10 protein-coding genes and 1 pseudogene are annotated in these 16,222 nt (G+C 63.8%); 6 read left to right on the forward strand and 5 right to left on the reverse strand.

Annotated elements, in window-relative coordinates; all coding sequences use genetic code 11:
* Positions 1-410: 410 nt before the first annotated feature.
* From G3N94_RS17160 to G3N94_RS17180, 5 genes are all read right to left on the reverse strand, one after another.
* Positions 411-3,122: a TonB-dependent receptor gene (locus G3N94_RS17160; protein WP_205793817.1), complete on the reverse strand. Its 2,712-nt coding sequence runs from the start codon at positions 3,120-3,122 to the stop codon at positions 411-413.
* A 185-nt stretch (positions 3,123-3,307) separates the two neighbouring features.
* Positions 3,308-4,666: an MFS transporter gene (locus G3N94_RS17165; RefSeq protein WP_205793819.1), complete on the reverse strand. Its 1,359-nt coding sequence runs from the start codon at positions 4,664-4,666 to the stop codon at positions 3,308-3,310.
* The gene (locus G3N94_RS17170) at positions 4,659-5,369 is read right to left on the reverse strand and encodes a hypothetical protein (protein ID WP_205793821.1); all 711 of its coding nucleotides are present in this window, start codon (positions 5,367-5,369) and stop codon (positions 4,659-4,661) included. Before G3N94_RS17170 ends, G3N94_RS17165 begins: the two co-directional genes overlap by 8 nt.
* Before the next feature lie 2 nt (positions 5,370-5,371).
* A complete protein-coding gene (locus G3N94_RS17175) occupies positions 5,372-6,145 on the reverse strand; it encodes a 2OG-Fe(II) oxygenase (RefSeq protein ID WP_346778705.1) in 774 nt (257 codons plus the stop codon).
* A gap of 67 nt (positions 6,146-6,212) precedes the next feature.
* On the reverse strand, positions 6,213-8,597 hold the full coding sequence (locus G3N94_RS17180; RefSeq protein WP_346778706.1) for a TonB-dependent receptor: 2,385 nt from the start codon (positions 8,595-8,597) through the stop codon (positions 6,213-6,215).
* Positions 8,598-8,929: 332 nt separating this feature from the next.
* Here G3N94_RS17180 and G3N94_RS17185 point away from each other — a divergent pair, with 332 nt between their 5' ends.
* The 6 genes and pseudogenes from G3N94_RS17185 (at position 8,930) to G3N94_RS17210 (ending at position 16,098) form a co-directional block, all read left to right on the forward strand.
* Entirely contained in the window at positions 8,930-9,118 is a 189-nt protein-coding gene (locus tag G3N94_RS17185) for a hypothetical protein (RefSeq protein WP_205793827.1), read from the forward strand.
* 359 nt (positions 9,119-9,477) lie between these two features.
* A pseudogene (locus tag G3N94_RS43215) lies at positions 9,478-9,711 on the forward strand (transcriptional regulator); the annotation flags it as partial.
* A 343-nt stretch (positions 9,712-10,054) separates the two neighbouring features.
* Positions 10,055-11,377 carry a HipA domain-containing protein gene (locus tag G3N94_RS17195; RefSeq protein WP_205793830.1) on the forward strand — a complete coding sequence of 441 codons (1,323 nt, stop codon included), beginning with the start codon at positions 10,055-10,057 and terminating at the stop codon, positions 11,375-11,377.
* 60 nt (positions 11,378-11,437) lie between these two features.
* Positions 11,438-13,600, forward strand: coding sequence for a DUF4132 domain-containing protein (locus tag G3N94_RS17200; protein ID WP_205793832.1), 2,163 nt, complete (start codon positions 11,438-11,440; stop codon positions 13,598-13,600).
* A 448-nt stretch (positions 13,601-14,048) separates the two neighbouring features.
* On the forward strand, positions 14,049-14,294 hold the full coding sequence (locus tag G3N94_RS17205; protein WP_241021906.1) for a hypothetical protein: 246 nt from the start codon (positions 14,049-14,051) through the stop codon (positions 14,292-14,294).
* Between the two features lie 109 nt (positions 14,295-14,403).
* Positions 14,404-16,098, forward strand: coding sequence for a hypothetical protein (locus G3N94_RS17210; protein ID WP_241021907.1), 1,695 nt, complete (start codon positions 14,404-14,406; stop codon positions 16,096-16,098).
* The last annotated feature ends 124 nt before the right edge of the window (positions 16,099-16,222 follow it).

Consider the following 16,222-nt stretch of genomic DNA (forward strand, 5'->3'; position numbering starts at 1 on the left):
CCGGGCGTTCAATGTCATCCTGATTTTTGTGACAGGCCACGGACACCAGCAGGCGCGCACGCGCACCCTGCAATGGCGCCAGAAAGCCAAGCACGAGGCTCTCGTCATCACGATTTATTTAAGCGTTTAAGACTGCGCCTGCCAGACCAATAAAGAATTTAATTCGCATGGATGTCAATTGAGATCACGCCTCCCACTCCGCTTCGATATAAAACGGAATTTTCATTCCGATTAAATTCGATCGATCGCGAATGTTTTTATCGGGAGTCGTTCGCAACTGCGGAATGGAACTCGCGCCCCGTCTTTACCATTCATTCATGGGTGGATCGTGTCGGGACAGCGTGTTCAGGAACGCGTCGTAGCCAGCCGGGCCGCCCACATTTTTCGCTGCGGCGCTCCCTGAAAGGCCCTCAGAACCGATACGTCGCACCAACCTGCGCGAATCGCCCGATGTACGCATAGAGCGATGAGTCGTAACCGGTCGGTCCCGCCATCCATACCGGATCGAACGGCGGCTTTCGATTGAAGATGTTGTCGACTCCCGCGTACAGCGTCCAATGCTTGAATCCCGTATAGCCGATCATCAGATTGAACTGGCTGTACGACGCAACGCCATCCGCCATGCCTGGGTACGTGCCTGGCGCAAGAATCGCCTGCGCGTACGGGCCGACATAGAGCCAGCTCAGGGTCGCGTTCCACCGGTGATAGTTCCAGCTCAGATCGGTGTTCCCCTTCCAGCGCGGAGAACTGCCGCCGAACGGCTGGTGGAGCGCAGCGTTGTTGCCGGCGAAATCCCTTTCTACCCCGCCGACCGGCATCTTGAAATGCCACACATAGGCCCAATCGCCTGACAACGTAAAGGTCCCGATTTTCGTCGCGACCGTCTGGCGGAACGTGGCCTCGAAGCCGTCCGTGTCCAGCGACGACAGATTACGATAGGGCAGCGTGACATACGCGATGCTGCCGTTGGCGTTACGGACCACCTGCGACGGATCATTCTGATTGACCACGACCTGCACATCGTCCGTGCCGATCACATTGTCGATGTGAATCTTGTACCAGTCGAAACCGATATCGGTCGTACGCGTCGGCGACAACTCGAATCCGATGTTGTAGTTCTTCGTGCGCTCGGGCTGCAAACCACGATTGCCCGCGCGAATTTCTTCGACAATGTTGTACGAACGCGGATTGTTCGGATCTCGCGCATCCACCACACCCTGCGAGCCGAAGGTCCGCGACGACGTATTCTCGATCAGCGTCGGCGCACGGAAGCCGCGATTGTACGAGCCATACAACGTGAATTCCCGCACCGGCTGAAAGCGCAGCGCGAACCGCGGAGAAAACGCGCCGCCGAAGTCGCTGTAATGATCGTAGCGGCCCGACTGGCTGAACGTCAGGGTCTTCAGAAGCGGGATGTCTATCTGATAGTAGACCGCCGCGACATTGCGCTCACCATCGACGGACTGGATTGACGGCGACGTCAACTGGCCGCTCGCCCACCCCGCACCCGTGCCGATATACTGGCTCTGATGCATGAACTGGGCTCCAAGCCCCAGGCCCACGTTGCCCGTTGGGAGCCTGAACAGGTTCGGGCTCGCTAGCGTCGCATCCAGCACATCGAGCTTCGTAATCGCCTGATTCGACGTGCTCTGATAAAGACCGTCAAGTCCGTTCGGCGTCGCGGACGGTTTGGAGAAATCGAATGTGCCGTTCTGGATGATGTTCGTCAGCGCGCTGGCGCTCATCAGGTTCGAATAGTGTTGCGAGACTGTATCCTGCGAATGCGCGTACGACGCACTCCAGTCCCAGTCGCCCGCCGACGGCACCGAGAACGTCCCCTTCACGCCGGTCGCGGCGCGCCAGTAATTCGAACTGACATGCACGGACTGCGAGGCCGGAAACGCATAGCGCAACTGCGTCGGCACACCGAACGGATTGTACGGATTGCTGGCCGGCACGACATTCGAAATCAGCGACACGCTACCCGTCGCCGGATCGTACGTCTGCGTACTGGTCGTCAGGCGGCCGACGCCCCGGTTCGCGACCGTCGTGTTGTTGCTCTCCCATAGATCGGCGAACGCCTGCATCGCATCGTCGATCCTGAACTCGCCATGTAGCTTCGCGCTCAGACGCTCGGTCCACGGAGAGATCGACGACGCACCTGCCGTGTTGCGTTGGCAGATCGTGCCTCCTGCACCGAACGACTGCGAATTCGAGTTGCCGGGTACGACATTGCCCCCATACGCACATGGATCGAGCGGCACGTTGCCGTTCGCCCGCGCCCAGTACGCGGTCGACTGGTTCGACAGGCCACCCGGGTAGTTCGAGAAATTCTGGTTCTCCGTCATGTTCCGGTCGGAAGCGAGCACGCCGTTGTTCTTGTAGTAACTGAGCGCGGCCGTCACGTTGAAACGATTGGCGTTGAGGTCACCGAAGCCCCCCAGGATCCCGAACCGGGTCGTGCCCGCGCCGCCGCCGCCATTCGTCGCGCCACCATAGCTGCCGGAGAGTTCGAGACCTTGATAGTTCTTCTTCGTGATGATGTTCACGACACCGGCGATCGCGTCGGAGCCGTACTGCGACACCGCGCCCGTCTTGACGATTTCGATCCGGTCAATGACGTTGAGCGGTAGCGTGTTCAGATCGAAGAACTGGTCCGTGCCGTTGGCCGCGTACGCATACGGCGCGACGCGTTGGCCATCGACGAGCACGAGCGTGTATTTTTCGCTCAGCCCGCGCAGTGCAATCCCGGCTCCGCCGACCGCGAAGTTGGCCGTCGACGCCGAGCCTTCGCCCCAACTACTCGATGAATTGGCCGTCACGCTGCGCAAATAGTCGCTGACAGTCGTATAGCCGCTGTTCTCGATATCCTTCGCGGTGATCGTCTGGACCTGGTTGAAGCCGACCTTGTCCGCGCTGCGGATCAACGACCCCGTCACTTCAAAACGCTTGATCGTCACGGCGTCGTGTTCTCCCGACGCCGGCAAGGCCGGCGCCGCAGGCGCAGCCACCGCCGCTGCGTCGGACGCCGGTTGGCTCTGCGCCCATACCGGCACCCACGGTACAGCAATGGATGCCCAGACCACCCGTGCGGCGGTCACCATCACCACGCTTCGCTTCATCGTTTCCTTTCCCGCGTTCGTTCGTCAGCAACACTGACGCGTATTTTTTAACAAGACATTTATTTAGATATACGAATGTTTAAACCGAATGCAACGCGTGTCCGGCAACCGCCCGGACACCTGTCTGCCATGGATCCGAGCAAGTTCGCGCGATAACCCGTGATCGATGCGTATCCGACAGCCGGTCAGTCGACGGCCACGGCGACCGACTCCCGCGAAAGGACGTGGTACAGCGCGCTGGCGGCGACGAGGATGGCCGCGAGCGCCAGCATCAGCGTCTGGTAGCCATGCCGAAAATCGTCGACGTGCCGCATCAGGAAGATCGCAAACGCAATGCCGCTCGCGCCGCCCACGTTGTGCACCGTCCACGACGTACCCATCGCCACGGCCGCTTTTTCGCGGGGCAGCGCGCCCAGCGCCACCAGCGTCGAGGGCCCGAGTATCGCCCCCCAGCCGATGCCGAAAAGCAGCAGAGGAACGATGAACCAGCCGGCATCGAGCTGGCCTGCGGCGACCGACAGCAGAATCGACGCGACGACGAACAGCGACAGGCCGGTCACGATCACCCGCGACGGGCCGAGCCGTTCGGTCCGGCCACCGATCCAGGACGACGTGATGGAGAACGTGATGGTCGCCGGCAGCAGAAACAGGCCGATGGTGATGTCGCTCTTATGGAGCTCGGTCGAAAAGAAGATCGGCAGCGTGAGCAGCACGATGCAGTAGAAGAACGCGAGAAAGAAAGTCGCGAGCAGCGCGGACAGGAACCTCCGTTCGCGGAAGAAGTGAAATTCGACGATCGGATCGCGCGTGCGCAGTTCGTGCCGGACGAACAGCACCAGCGCGACGATCGACACCGGCAGCAGCGAGAGATGGAGCCGGTTCCCGTCGACGGACAGATAGCTGACGAGCGTGGTCAGGCCGACGACCAGCAACAGGCATCCCGTCACGTCGATGCGCTTGCGTGCCTGTGCCTTGAATTCCGGGATCGCCCACGCACAGAGCACCAGGCTGATCGTGATGAACGGAATGTTGATCAGGAACGCATCGTGCCAATCGAGCGCGCCGGCGAACAGGCCGCCGATGATCGGGCCGAGCGCCAGCCCGACGCCGTTGGCGCCGAACAGGATCCCGAGCGCCTTGCCCTGTTCCTTCTCGTCGAACGTATAGCTGACGATCGCGCCCGACACGGTGTACAGGATCGCGCAGCCGATGCCCTGCAAGAAGCGGAACGCCACCAGCAGCCAGAACTGATGCGCGAGGCCCGCGAACAACGAGGCCGCGCCGAAGATCGCGAGGCCGATCATCAGCAGTTTCTTGCGGCCGAGGTTGTCTGCGAGCGTGGCAACCGGCACCATGAACGCGGACAGTGCGACCATGAAGATCGAGGTGATCCATTGCGTCGTCTGGATCGGGATCGAGAAATCCCGGCCGATCGCCGGAAGAATCGTGTTGACGACCGTGAGATCGATACATCCCAGGAAGCTCGCGATACAGATGCCGGTCAGCCCGACGTATTTCCGAACCTTGTCCGATGAATTAGTCATGCACGAGCGCCTCGATTTCCTCGTCGGCATGCGACCGGGATTTTTTCTTGAACTTGACGGCCAGCCAGTTGGCGCGGCCATCGCTCCCGTTCTGCACGAAAATCTCGCGGGTCTTGCTCATCGCGGCGGTCATCTGCTTCGGGTAAATGATGAAATCGATGCCGTCCCGCGCCCACATCGGCATGATGATCGGGCATTCCTCGAGAATGTAGAAAAGCGAGCGATAGAACGCGTCCTCGTGCTCGCGGGTGCCGTGCACGAGCCCGTTTCGTTCGGCGAACACGCCGATCGTGTCGTTGATCGCGTGGCGGTATTCGTGATTCGAGTAGTACTCGTTCGTGATCAGATGGTAGTACTGCGAGTAGTCGTCGCGACGCAGCAGGTCGTCCCATCGCAGGATCTCGCGCCGCATCGACAGTTTCGCGAGGGTGTCCGTGTGGTCCCGGAGCCACGCGTCGCCGCGCTCGCGGCTTATCTGATAGTTGCTGTGCGCGGAGCCCGTCGCATAGTTGTGACGCTGCAACGTATCGGCCACGCCGATCACGCATTGCCCGAACCCGGCCACGTTGATCTTGTCGACCGTTGCCGCCAGTTTCTCGCCTTCGTGATATTCCTTGCCAACGCTGATCAGCAGCAGTGCCGTCTTGCCGACATACTCGTGCGCCTGAAATTTTCCTTGTGCCTGCAATGAAACCTTGTACATGGTCAGCTCCAGTAGACTAAGGGTTCGGTTACGGACTTGACGCCGACAAAGGCACTCAACGTGACTCGGTCGCTGCCCCGGACAGGGCGAACCGCGTGAATGAAACGCGGATTCAGCAGGATCAGGTCGCCCACGTCCGGCTTGATCACCAGGTCGGGGGCGCCGACATGCTCGCGGCTGATCCCGTAGTGGCGGTCACCTTTCAGCGCTTCGTATTCACGCAGGTCGGGTGCGACGTGCCAGAGTTCCAGCTCGCCGCCGTGCGGCGGCACCTGGAGATAGATGTTGGCCGACAGTTGATACTGCAACGTCCACGCCGTGCCTTTCGGCAGGGTCCACTCCAGGTTGTCGATGTGCGGCTCGAGGTCCACCCCGGGCGTCAGGTAGCGGCAAACCCCGACGAAGCACTTGCTACCGTCGACGCTCAGCAGCCTGGCCCCTTCGGGCCATGCGTCGTCGAGCAGGGTTCGGAACCGGTCGACCGGCGACGCCAGCTCGCCGAACAGCGCGCGAACGCGCTCGATATTCGCGCGCGCATGCCGGTGGTAGGCCTGCCGAACCTCTTCGGATCGCACCTCGGCGTAGGCGATGCCGAGCCGGGTGAATTCGGTCGCATGGCCGAGCGCGCCTCGCTCAGGATGCGAGAACAGCTGCTCCTCCGCGCGCTGGATGACCGCCGGCGGCGTGAACGCACGAATGCGTATCGCGAGCGCATCGCCGCTGCACAAATCCAGAATGTGATTGGCGCGCAACGACGTTTCGTCGACGTCGATCACTGCAGGGTCAACCTCTGATCGTCGGTTCATGGCGTGGAGAGATGAACGAGTGAAGGAGCCGCGCGCATCAGAGCAGGTAGCGGGCGCGCAGGTAATAGAAGCCGCCGTTGATGCCGATCGGCGACGACACGATGTCGTACTGCGTGCCCAGGAACTGGTTCTCGGCCGGCAGCTTGCTCGGATACACGTTGAAGAGGTTGTTCGCGCCAACCGCGAGTTCGAACTTGCGCGTCACCGCATAGCGCAGCTCGACGTCGGTCACATATCTCGCCGCGTTCGTGAAATGCGCGAAACGCGTCGTCGAAAAGGCATTCGGGCCACTCCAGTAGCTCTCTTCGCCGGAGGTCGTGCCGTAACGCGTTTCATGCAGGCTGAACGCCCATTTATCGAGGCGCCACGTGCCACCAATGATGATCTTGTTCTTCGGCGTCGACGACGTGATGTAGCCGACCTGCTGCGCGTTCAGCAGCGTGTTGCCGTTCGTGTCGCGGCCCACGCTTGTCACGCTCGTCGTGTTGAAGTTGATGCCGAGATCCCAATCGACGGTGCCCCACTTCGCGAAGTTGCTGCGATAGGTGGCCACGATGTCGAGGCCGCGCGTGCGCGTATCCACGCCGTTCGTGAAATAGTTCGCCGTCACGGACGAGAGGCCCGCCGGCAACGTGATGCCGGCCTGCGTCAGCGCATCGATCGCGGGCTGTCCGCTGTAGGTGCCGCCTTGTACGATCCGGTCGCGGACGTTGATCTGGTATGCGTCGATCGTCACATTCAGGTTGGGCAGCGGGTTGAGCACCAGCCCGATATTGAAGTTGGTCGACTTCTCGGGCTTGAGCGGCGTCGCGCCGAGGTTGCGGGCGGCGGGCGAGTTCGGGGCCAGTTGCCCGTAGGCGGAGAACGGCGAAATGTTCAGGTTCGTGAAGTACTGCTGAGCGAGTGACGGCGCGCGAAAACCGGTGCCGACGCTGCCGCGCACCGCGATGCTTGGTGTGATGTCATAGCGCGTCGAGATTTTTCCGTTGGTGGTGCCGCCGACGTCGTTGTAATGCTCGAAGCGCCCCGCGAGATCCACCTGCCAGTTCGGCGCGAGCCTGGTCGCAAGATCGACGTAGGTGCCGATCACCTCGCGCGATTTCGACAGCGCGCTGAGTGGCGACAGGCCGGGCAGCGCCTGGCTGCCCGCGCCGTAGGTCGACGCGGCATCGCCCGCGCCGATCGCATAGCTTTCGTGGCGATGCTCGACGCCGACCGAGACGTTCAGCGGCGCGGGCAGCAGAGGCAGCCTGAATGCGCGCGACAGGTCGAGGTTGTTGGTCCACTGCGTGTTCGTGAACGTCGACAGGCGGAAGCTGGTCGGCGTCGATCCCGTCGCCGCGAACAGGCTCGTATTTGCCGAATTGACCATGCCGATGCCGGCGTTGTCACTGCCGTACGTCGAACTGATATCCCAGGCCCACCCGAGCAGCCGGTCGCCTTTCACGCCCGCCGTCAGCGAATAGTCGTTCTCGTTGAGCGTCTCCTGCGGGGTGAAGCCGTGCGGGTAGATGGCCGGCAGCACCGACGGCAATCGGTAGTTCTGGTAGCTGCTGCCGTAGCGGTGCGCATACGTGCCGAAGCCGTACAGCTTCACGCCGCCTTCGAGCTGGTAGCCCGCATTGAATGCGACCGATTCCCGCGTGCCGGCCGGCGACCCGAGAATCAGGTTGTCGTTCTGGCCGGTTCGCGGATCGGCTGCGGTGCGCACCGTATGATTCTGCCGGTTGTATTCGGCGCTCAGGTTGAGATAGCCCGCATCGCCGAGCGGCAGCCCGAGGTTGGCCGCATTGTTCTGCGCGAGGCCGTCGCCTTGATAAGTCTGGCCGGTCGTGTTCGACAGCTCGCCGCCCTGGTCGTCCGACTTGAGGATGATATTGATCACGCCGGCGATCGCGTCCGAGCCGTATTGAGCAGATGCGCCATCGCGGAGAATCTCGATATGGTCGATCGCCGTGACCGGGATCAGGTCCACATCGACACCGGTCGAGCCTTGCTGCGGCCCGCGGTTCAGCGAGATGTTCGCGGTCGAATGGCGGCGCTTGCCGTTCACGAGCACGAGCACGTGGTCCGGGCTCAGCCCGTGCAGCGTCAGCGCGCTGGTCAGGTTGCCCGCGTCGCCGCGCATCGCCTGGCGCGCGATCGATGGCGAGAGCTGGACGAGCGCGTCGCGCAGATTGCTCTGCCCGGTGCGCCGCAGCATGTCGCCGCCGATCACGTCCACCGGGTCCGCGGCATCGCGCACCTTCCTCGCCTTTTCACGCGTGCCGGTGACGACGACGACGTCCTGAACAGTCACGCCGCCGTCCTGAACATCGCCGGCGAGCGTCGAGCCTGGCGCGGTGCTCTGCGCCCACGCGGCGCCGCTAGCCGTGAACCAGCAGGCGGCCAGCGCCAGCGAGCGGCCACGAGGATACGTCACGCGCGCATTGTCGTTTTTCGGAAAATCCACTGCAAAGCCCTCATTTCAGCGAGCCGCGAGGTGCCGTTCGATTCCCGCGTCGCGCTTCTCGTTTGTGTTGATATCGGTGTGTTGCGAATCATCCTCCGATCGCAAAGGCTTGTTAAATAATGAATGTGGATTTTCATATGTCGCTTTAACCGATTGCCGTCGACATTGCACGCAATTCCGCAATCGAGCAGTGAATGGCGTAATTGCGTGGCGGAAGGCGACAGAGTCGGTTCGATTACCGGCTATCAGCGATATGCGATTTGAATAATGGAATGGCGCACGCGCATCGCCGGAAAATGTCGATGTCAATCAACAAGCAGCGCAGCTTCGGGATCGATGTCATTTATCTTTGCAGTACAAATCAATCTGCAGATAGCGGCAGCGCGCTCGACCAACAGGTTGTCGATCTCCAGCCGCCTGTCGTCACGGTGGCGCGTGAGCGCTTCCCACAGGTTCAGCGCATAGAGCCAGATGCCGCCTGGGTTCGATAGCGTGGTTCGGAATGCCTTCGCGTGGCCGTCTCTTTGGTGCTTCTGGTGTCACTGCGTAGAGGGCATCTTGCCGGCCATGCGCCAAGGTTGCGACCATCGCCAGATACTGTGCAATCAAACAGTTTTCCCGAATGCAATGCGCCTGCCCCAATAAAACTGTACGATCAAACGGTTTTCATCATCAGCGTGCCGCGTGACACGAAAACTCGCCGATCACACAGTTTTCGCTTGATTTTCGCGCCACAGATGCAATACTGTTTGATCGTACAGTTTTCCATCCTGCCGCCGTGGCGGGCGAAGCGTCCGCGCCATGACCCTCTGGCGCGCTGCTGGCGTCCCTGCGGCTGGAGTTTCCCGACATGCGTTACCCGATCGAACAAGCGTCGGACATCGGCGGCGTGATCCGCGCCGCCCGCAAGATCCAGAACCTGCGTCAGGACGATGCGGCCGGCAGCGTCGGCGTCAGCGAATCGTTCATGGTGAAAGCCGAACGGGGCGCGGACACCGTCCAGTGGGGCAAGCTGTTCCAGATCCTGCAGGGGCTCGGCGTGCGCGTCGTGTTCGACATCCCCGACGCGAGCGACGAACTGCTCCAGCGCCAGTCGGCCCGGGCGAACCATCGCGCAAGCGTCCGCGAACGACGGGCCGCCGAGCGCCTGCTGCTGCGCGTCGATGCGGCTCACGCGCTGGACGAAAGCGACGACCACCCGCGCGCCACGCCGCTCGCCGACGAGCGCGTGCTGAAGGCCGCCCGGCTGCTGGTCGCCGATGCCGACGCGTCCGGATCCGCCACCAACGCCCGGCACGCAGGCACCGAACACCCGCCGCATCGGCCGGACGCGCCCACCGCAGCGCGTGCGCTGGAAATCGCGCGTCGCATCCTGATCGACCCGGAAACCGCGCGCCCGGCAAGCCAGCACGGCACGGAGACGCCGCATGACTGAGCGTGCCCTCATCGCGTCGATCGACGGCCAGCAGATCGGCACGCTGCACGAGGACCGCAACCTGTGGGCGTTCGAGTACGCGCCGTCATGGCTCGACGCGCCGTCCCGTTTCGCGCTGAGCCCTCACCTGCCCCTTCAGGCGGACCTCCTGCGCGATGGCGCAACCACGCGTCCGGTCCAGTGGTATTTCGACAACCTGTTGCCCGAGGAGACGGTCCGCGCGCTGCTCGCGAGCGACGCGGGGCTGCCCGACATCAGCGATGCATTCGCGCTGCTCGCGCACTACGGCCGTGAGTCGGCCGGCTCGGTCACGCTGCGCACGCCCGACGATCACGCGGACGCCGACACGCGGCTGCGGCCGCTCGACGACGCCGAACTCGACGCGCGCATCCGCAATCTGCCGACCGTCCCCCTTACGCACGACGCGCCGAAGAAGATGTCGCTCGCGGGTGCGCAGCACAAGCTTCCGGTCGTGCTGCGCGACGGGCGGCTGTTCGAGCCGAGCGGCCAGGCGATCTCGACGCACATCCTGAAGCCGAATCATCCGCACGCGCACGACTATCCGCACTCCGTCGTCAACGAGTGGTTCGTGATGACGCTCGCGCGCCGCGTCGGCCTCGACGTGCCGGACGTCGAACGGCGCTACGTGCCGGCGCCCGTCTACGTGATCCGCCGCTTCGATCGCGAGGTCACGGCCGACGGCGTCGAGCGGCGGCATGCGATCGACGGCTGCCAGGTGCTCAACCTCGCCGCGATGATGAAATACACGGGCTGGTCGCTCGACGCCCTCGCGGCGCTCGCGAACGCGTGCCGCGCACCGGCGCCGGCGCGGCTGCGGATCTTCCGGTGGCTCGTATTCTGCATCGTGGTCGGCAACGGCGATTCGCATCTGAAGAACCTGAGCTTTCTCGTCGGCGACAGCGGGATGACGCTGGCGCCGCACTACGACCTGCTGTGCGACGGCGTATACGAAACCGCAACCTACAGCGCGAAGAGCCGCTGGCCCGATCTCGCGGAGTTCACGCGGCCGGTCGCCGGCGTGCGGCGCTATGCGGAATTCACGCGCGACGTGCTCGCGGCAGCCGGCGCAGCGCTCGGGCTCGCGCGCGGCACTGCAATGCGTCACGTCGACGAGTTGCTCCAGCGCATTCCGGCGGAAGCGGACAAGTTGCTGCTCGACGTCGCGCGCGACAACGACGCGATGATCGCGAGCCGCCCCGAACTGACCGCGACGCTCGGCGGCGAAATGCATCTGCTGAGGGCGATCCGCCATATCGTGATTCACGAGATGGTGGCGCGCTTGCGCAGCCGCTGATCACCTCGATAACAACACGGCAACACGGCCGATCCCGGCAGAAGCGCGCTGCCAACCAACATGAACGAATCCACCCGAACCGCCCTCGCCGACCGACTCATCGCGATGCTCGACGGCACGCGTGGCCATCCGCGCTTCGACGATGCGCCGCCCGACCTGTCCGGCCTCGATGCGCATCTGCTCGGCAAGGTCTGGCCGGCGCTGCGTCGAGCCGACCATCTGCCGGACTACGCCGACCCGCGCCGCGAATGCGCGCGTTGGCTGCACGAGCAGATCGACACACTCGACCTCGTGCCACTGCTCGACGAACCGGCAAGCATCGAACTGTGCCGCGACATTGCGGCAGGCGACTGGAAACGCGCGTTGCGGGAACTGCCGTACCTGTCGCTGCAGCCGTCCCGCGCCGTGCAGGATCAGCTGGACCGCATCCTGCGCGACACGCCCGAAGGCGGGTGGCGCAGTTCGATGTCGTACGGGGTGTTTGCGCTGGAATACTTTGCCGGCCGCCGCGGCCGGACCGCGCTGCGCGACCAGGTCGCCGAATCCCACGAGGATTCGCCGTTTCGCGCGCGGGAATGCGACGCCCTCGAGGAACTGGGGCCCGCCGCGCTGCTCGCGCTCGCGGCGACTAACGACGGCTATTTTGCGCCGAAGCGTCTGTGGTTCGATCTCGACGATCCGGCCGTCACGCTCGCGGACGAAATCGCCTATGTCGAATTCGCACGCGAGACGCTGACCGGGGCCGCGCGAATCGTCGCCGATCTCCACGGCGGACGCATGCCGTACGCGGCCGACCGCGCATTTACGACCGACGATGCGCAGGTCGTCGCGCGCGCCGCGCGCGTGGCCGCATATCGCGACGAGCCGTGGTTCCGGCCGCTGATCGGGCCGCTGTTGACCGGCGTTTGCGTCGCGCCGACCGCCGCGAAAACCGCGCCGTCGCAGTCGCTCGCGATCGCGGTCGGGCATGCGATCGAGACGATTCCAACGCCGGAGAGCGTCCGTGCGTTGCGCGATGCGCTGGCGGTGGTCCGTCACGCGGGTGTGCAGAAGAAGCTCGCGCGCAACCTGAAGCCTGCCGAACGGGCGCTCGGCGAACGACCGCGCACGGCCCTGCGCATGACGCTCGACGCGAAGCCGGACAAGAAGCAGCTGGCGATGCTCGCCACGTGCATGGAAGCGGGTTTCTGGCAGACGATGACGCTCGACGTCGCCGAATGGCGGCAGCGCCTCGTGGATGCGCCGGCCGGCGCCGCGTTCTCGACTCGCATGATCTGGAACGCACACGCGCGAGACGGCGCGATCGTTTCGTTCATGCCCGATGCGACAAAGGACGGCATCGTCCTGCACGACGCGGCCGGCGCCCCGTGCGAGATCGACGCGCACGGCACCGTGCGCCTGTGGCATCCGCTGCTGGCCGACGCCGCCGAGCGGCTTGCGTGGCAGCGCGCCGTCGTCGAACGCCGGATCCGGCAGCACGTCAGGCAAGCATTCCGCGAGTTCTACGTGCCCGCGCCTGCGGATCAGCCGGCCAGCGACACCGCGATGTTCGACGGGCATGTGCTGGCGGTGCGTCCGCTGCTCGGTCTTGCGCGGCGGGAGGGCTGGGCGATCCGCTCTTACGACGACGGCCTCGTGCGCGAATTCGGCGACGTGCGGGCGACGTTCGGCATTGCCGCGCGACTCTATCCAGGCGCGGACGGTTACGGCACGTCAGGCGCGATCGGCTTCGAACGCAGGGACGAGCGACGCTGGATACCCGTGCCGATCACGCAACTGGATCCCGTCGTCTTCTCGGAGATCGCGCGTGCGGCAGACCTGCTCGTGAGTGTCGCCGGCTTTGCGCTGGGTGACGATGCGAGCGACGCGCCGTTGGCAGCGGCCGAGCGTGATCGCTGGTATGCCGAGCGGCAGGCGCGCGACGATCGCCTGTATCGGCTGTCGGCGCTGCCGCTCGGCGTGATGGCGCAGCATCGCCGGCATACGCTGTCGCTCGTGTTGGCCGACCGGATCGCGCAAGGTGCTGTCGCGATCGACGAACGCCACGTGCGGGTCGGTGAGTTCTCCGTGCACTGTGCGACGGGCCGCGTGACGCGCGGCGGCGAACCTGTCGACATGGCGCTGGAGCCGGCGGCGTCACTGCCGCGGTCGGGCCTGTGGGTGCCTTACGACGAGGCGCTGCTGCAGCGGATCGTCGATGTCGTGGCGAGCTTGCTGAAGTGAATCGGCTGGAGCGTATTGGTTATTTCACTAAAGCCGGGCACGGCTGAAATATCCGAAGCCGCCGTTCGCGTCACCGCCAGCGCGCCATTCGCACCGAACGTATCGCACCTGAAACGTTTCTTACGTTTTCCAGACGCCGCACTGACATTGCAGCGACAAATATGCCAACAAATCAATAGCTTGATACGGATGGCATGCATGTAGCTTACATCCGCCGTACAGGTCGGGAAGCTTGTCGTGCGAGTGTCATCACGCCGTAATCGTCGCCCGCCAGGAGACAGCCGCTTCGCTTTCGCGACGACCGCACTGGCCTGTGCAGGAGACCCGTCGTCATTGCCCCGGGATATGCCCGGTGAACATCGGCATGCATCACACATCTGCAATGCCACCGACGTCATGGTCGTTTGTGCAACGTATTCGACACGCTACGCCGCGTCACGAGGAAATCATGACACCTCGCAGAACCCACCCGCTCCGGCTCGCGTGGCGCACGCTGCTGCCCTGCGCCTGCGCGGGACTGCTCGTCGTCGCCGCACTCGACTCGCCGGCCGCGTTCGGCGCCGGCAAGCGCCCCAGCGGCCATCCCCTGCCAGCGCCCGAGGCCCGGGTTCCGGCCAGGCCGCCGACGATGCCGACCGGCCCGCATCCGGGTGAAGCGATGCGCAAGCAGGCCTTCACGCCGAAAAAACTCTAGGCACCGCATCGCCGCGTTACCCGCGGGAAACATCCCGTCATCCGATACCCGATGCGTGAGGTCCGTCATGAGCGCAATACGATCATTATTTCGTTTTCCGAATTTTCTGATGCGCGACATCGTCGCCGCAATACTCTGCGTGCTGGCCATTCCCGGCCACGCGGTGCCGGTCGACGCCCAGATCGATCTCAAGGTGCTGATTCTCACGAGCCAGCAGGCCGGCAACGGTCCGGAACTGCAGATGGCGCAAACGGCGCTCGACCGGATCGGCGTGCCATATGCGGTCTACCGCTACGACACCACCAATCCGACCTTGCCGCCGCTCGAAACCGGCAATCACGCGTTATACGAAGGCATCATCCTGCCCGTCAGCGACTACCGCTACATGAACCCGTTCGCCGGCGGCGCGCTCGCGCAGACGCTCGCGCGCTACCAGTTCAAGTACAACGTGCGGCTCGCGAGCCTGTACACGTGGCCAGGCGACTCGGCCTGTCTGCAGTATGCCGGCTACCGCGACACGACCGCTTCGCCGCTGCCGTCGACACTGACGACATCGGGCGCGGCGCTGTTCCCGTACCTGAACGCCGGTACGAGCGCGAGCAATCCGCTGACGGTGCAGAGCGCGTGGACCTATTTCGCGTCGCCGGCGAGCCCGCTGCCGGCCGGCACGACCGTCACGCCGGTGCTGCAGGCGAAAGGCACGAACAACGTCACGTATCCGGTCGCCGCAACGTGCCTGTTCGCGAACGCGACGCCGCTCGCGGGCGACAGCACGTCGCGGGAAATCCTGTCGCTGATGTTCGACCACAACCCGTTCCTGGTCCATTCGATGACGCTGTCGTACGGGATCGTGAACTGGCTCACACGCGGGCTGTTCCTCGGCAGTCGGCACGTGTACCTCGATCCGCAAGTCGACGATGTCGGCATTCCGGACGAGCTCTTTCCGTATGCGCAGTCCGACCTCACCGGCCTCTGGTACGACGTCCGCAGCGGCGCGACAACGGGCACGAATCCGCCGGGACAATGCCCGCTCGGCAATCCGCCGGGATCAGTTGCGTCGTATACGGGCACCACGTCGTGCGAGTACCGCATCACCGGCGCCGATCTCGACAACGTCGTCAAGTGGCAGTCGAACCTCAATGGCAAGACCGCCAACGCAGCGGCGCTGAAGCTTTCGTTCGCGTTCAACGGCGCCGGATACGGCACCGCGTATGGCGGCCTCGGCGACTATCCGGGTGTCGGCAACGATACGCTGACGACCGAGGTCCGCTCGAACCAGGGCCGCTTCAAGTGGATCAGCCACACCTACGATCACCTGCTGCTGGATCCGCCGTTCACGACGACGGCTGCGCAGGTCGCTGCCGCAATGCAGAACAACCATAACGTCGCACGGCGCTTCGGGTTTTCGGCGTACACGACGCAAGCGCTCGTCACGCCGGAGATTTCCGGGCTCTACAACGCGACGACGCTCGGCGCGCTCGCATCGTTCGGCACGCGGGTGCTCGTGTCGGATTCGTCGAAGCCCACGCCGCCGGTCGGTACGTCCGGCTGTCCGGCAAACGACAATGGCGCGCCGTGGCCGCTGCCAGCGTTCAATGCAGGCAAGTACAACTGCGTGAACCAGGCGATCTTCGAAGTGCCGCGTTATGCGACTGCGCTGTTCTACAACGTGTCTCAGCCGCAGGAATGGGTCGACGAATACAACTACTTCTACGGCGCGAACGGCATCGATCCGACGAAGTGGGGCTACGACCTGACCTATCCGCAGGTGCTGGACAAGGTGTCGGATACGCTCGTGAGCTAAGTGTTCACGAGAAACTGGTTTGAAAAGCGGAGCCGTAGCCGCGTAGCAGCTCCGCGAGTTCAGCGTCGATGGTTTCCTTGGTCCAGGTGACGAAGCGACGCCATCGGTACTTCAATTGCCGCCA

It is taken from the genome of Burkholderia sp. Ac-20353 (genome assembly GCF_017104785.1).
In the GTDB taxonomy this organism is placed as follows: Bacteria; Pseudomonadota; Gammaproteobacteria; order Burkholderiales; family Burkholderiaceae; genus Burkholderia.

Coding starts and splice junctions, on each gene's coding strand:
- G3N94_RS17205 (WP_241021906.1), top strand. CDS start 14,049: ATGACACCTCGCAGAACCCACCCGCTCCGGCTCGCGTGGCGCACGCTG.
- G3N94_RS17210 (WP_241021907.1), top strand. CDS start 14,404: ATGCGCGACATCGTCGCCGCAATACTCTGCGTGCTGGCCATTCCCGGC.
- G3N94_RS17170 (WP_205793821.1), bottom strand. CDS start 5,369: ATGTACAAGGTTTCATTGCAGGCACAAGGAAAATTTCAGGCGCACGAG.
- G3N94_RS17185 (WP_205793827.1), top strand. CDS start 8,930: ATGTCAATCAACAAGCAGCGCAGCTTCGGGATCGATGTCATTTATCTT.
- G3N94_RS17195 (WP_205793830.1), top strand. CDS start 10,055: ATGACTGAGCGTGCCCTCATCGCGTCGATCGACGGCCAGCAGATCGGC.
- G3N94_RS17165 (WP_205793819.1), bottom strand. CDS start 4,666: ATGACTAATTCATCGGACAAGGTTCGGAAATACGTCGGGCTGACCGGC.
- G3N94_RS17200 (WP_205793832.1), top strand. CDS start 11,438: ATGAACGAATCCACCCGAACCGCCCTCGCCGACCGACTCATCGCGATG.
- G3N94_RS17160 (WP_205793817.1), bottom strand. CDS start 3,122: ATGAAGCGAAGCGTGGTGATGGTGACCGCCGCACGGGTGGTCTGGGCA.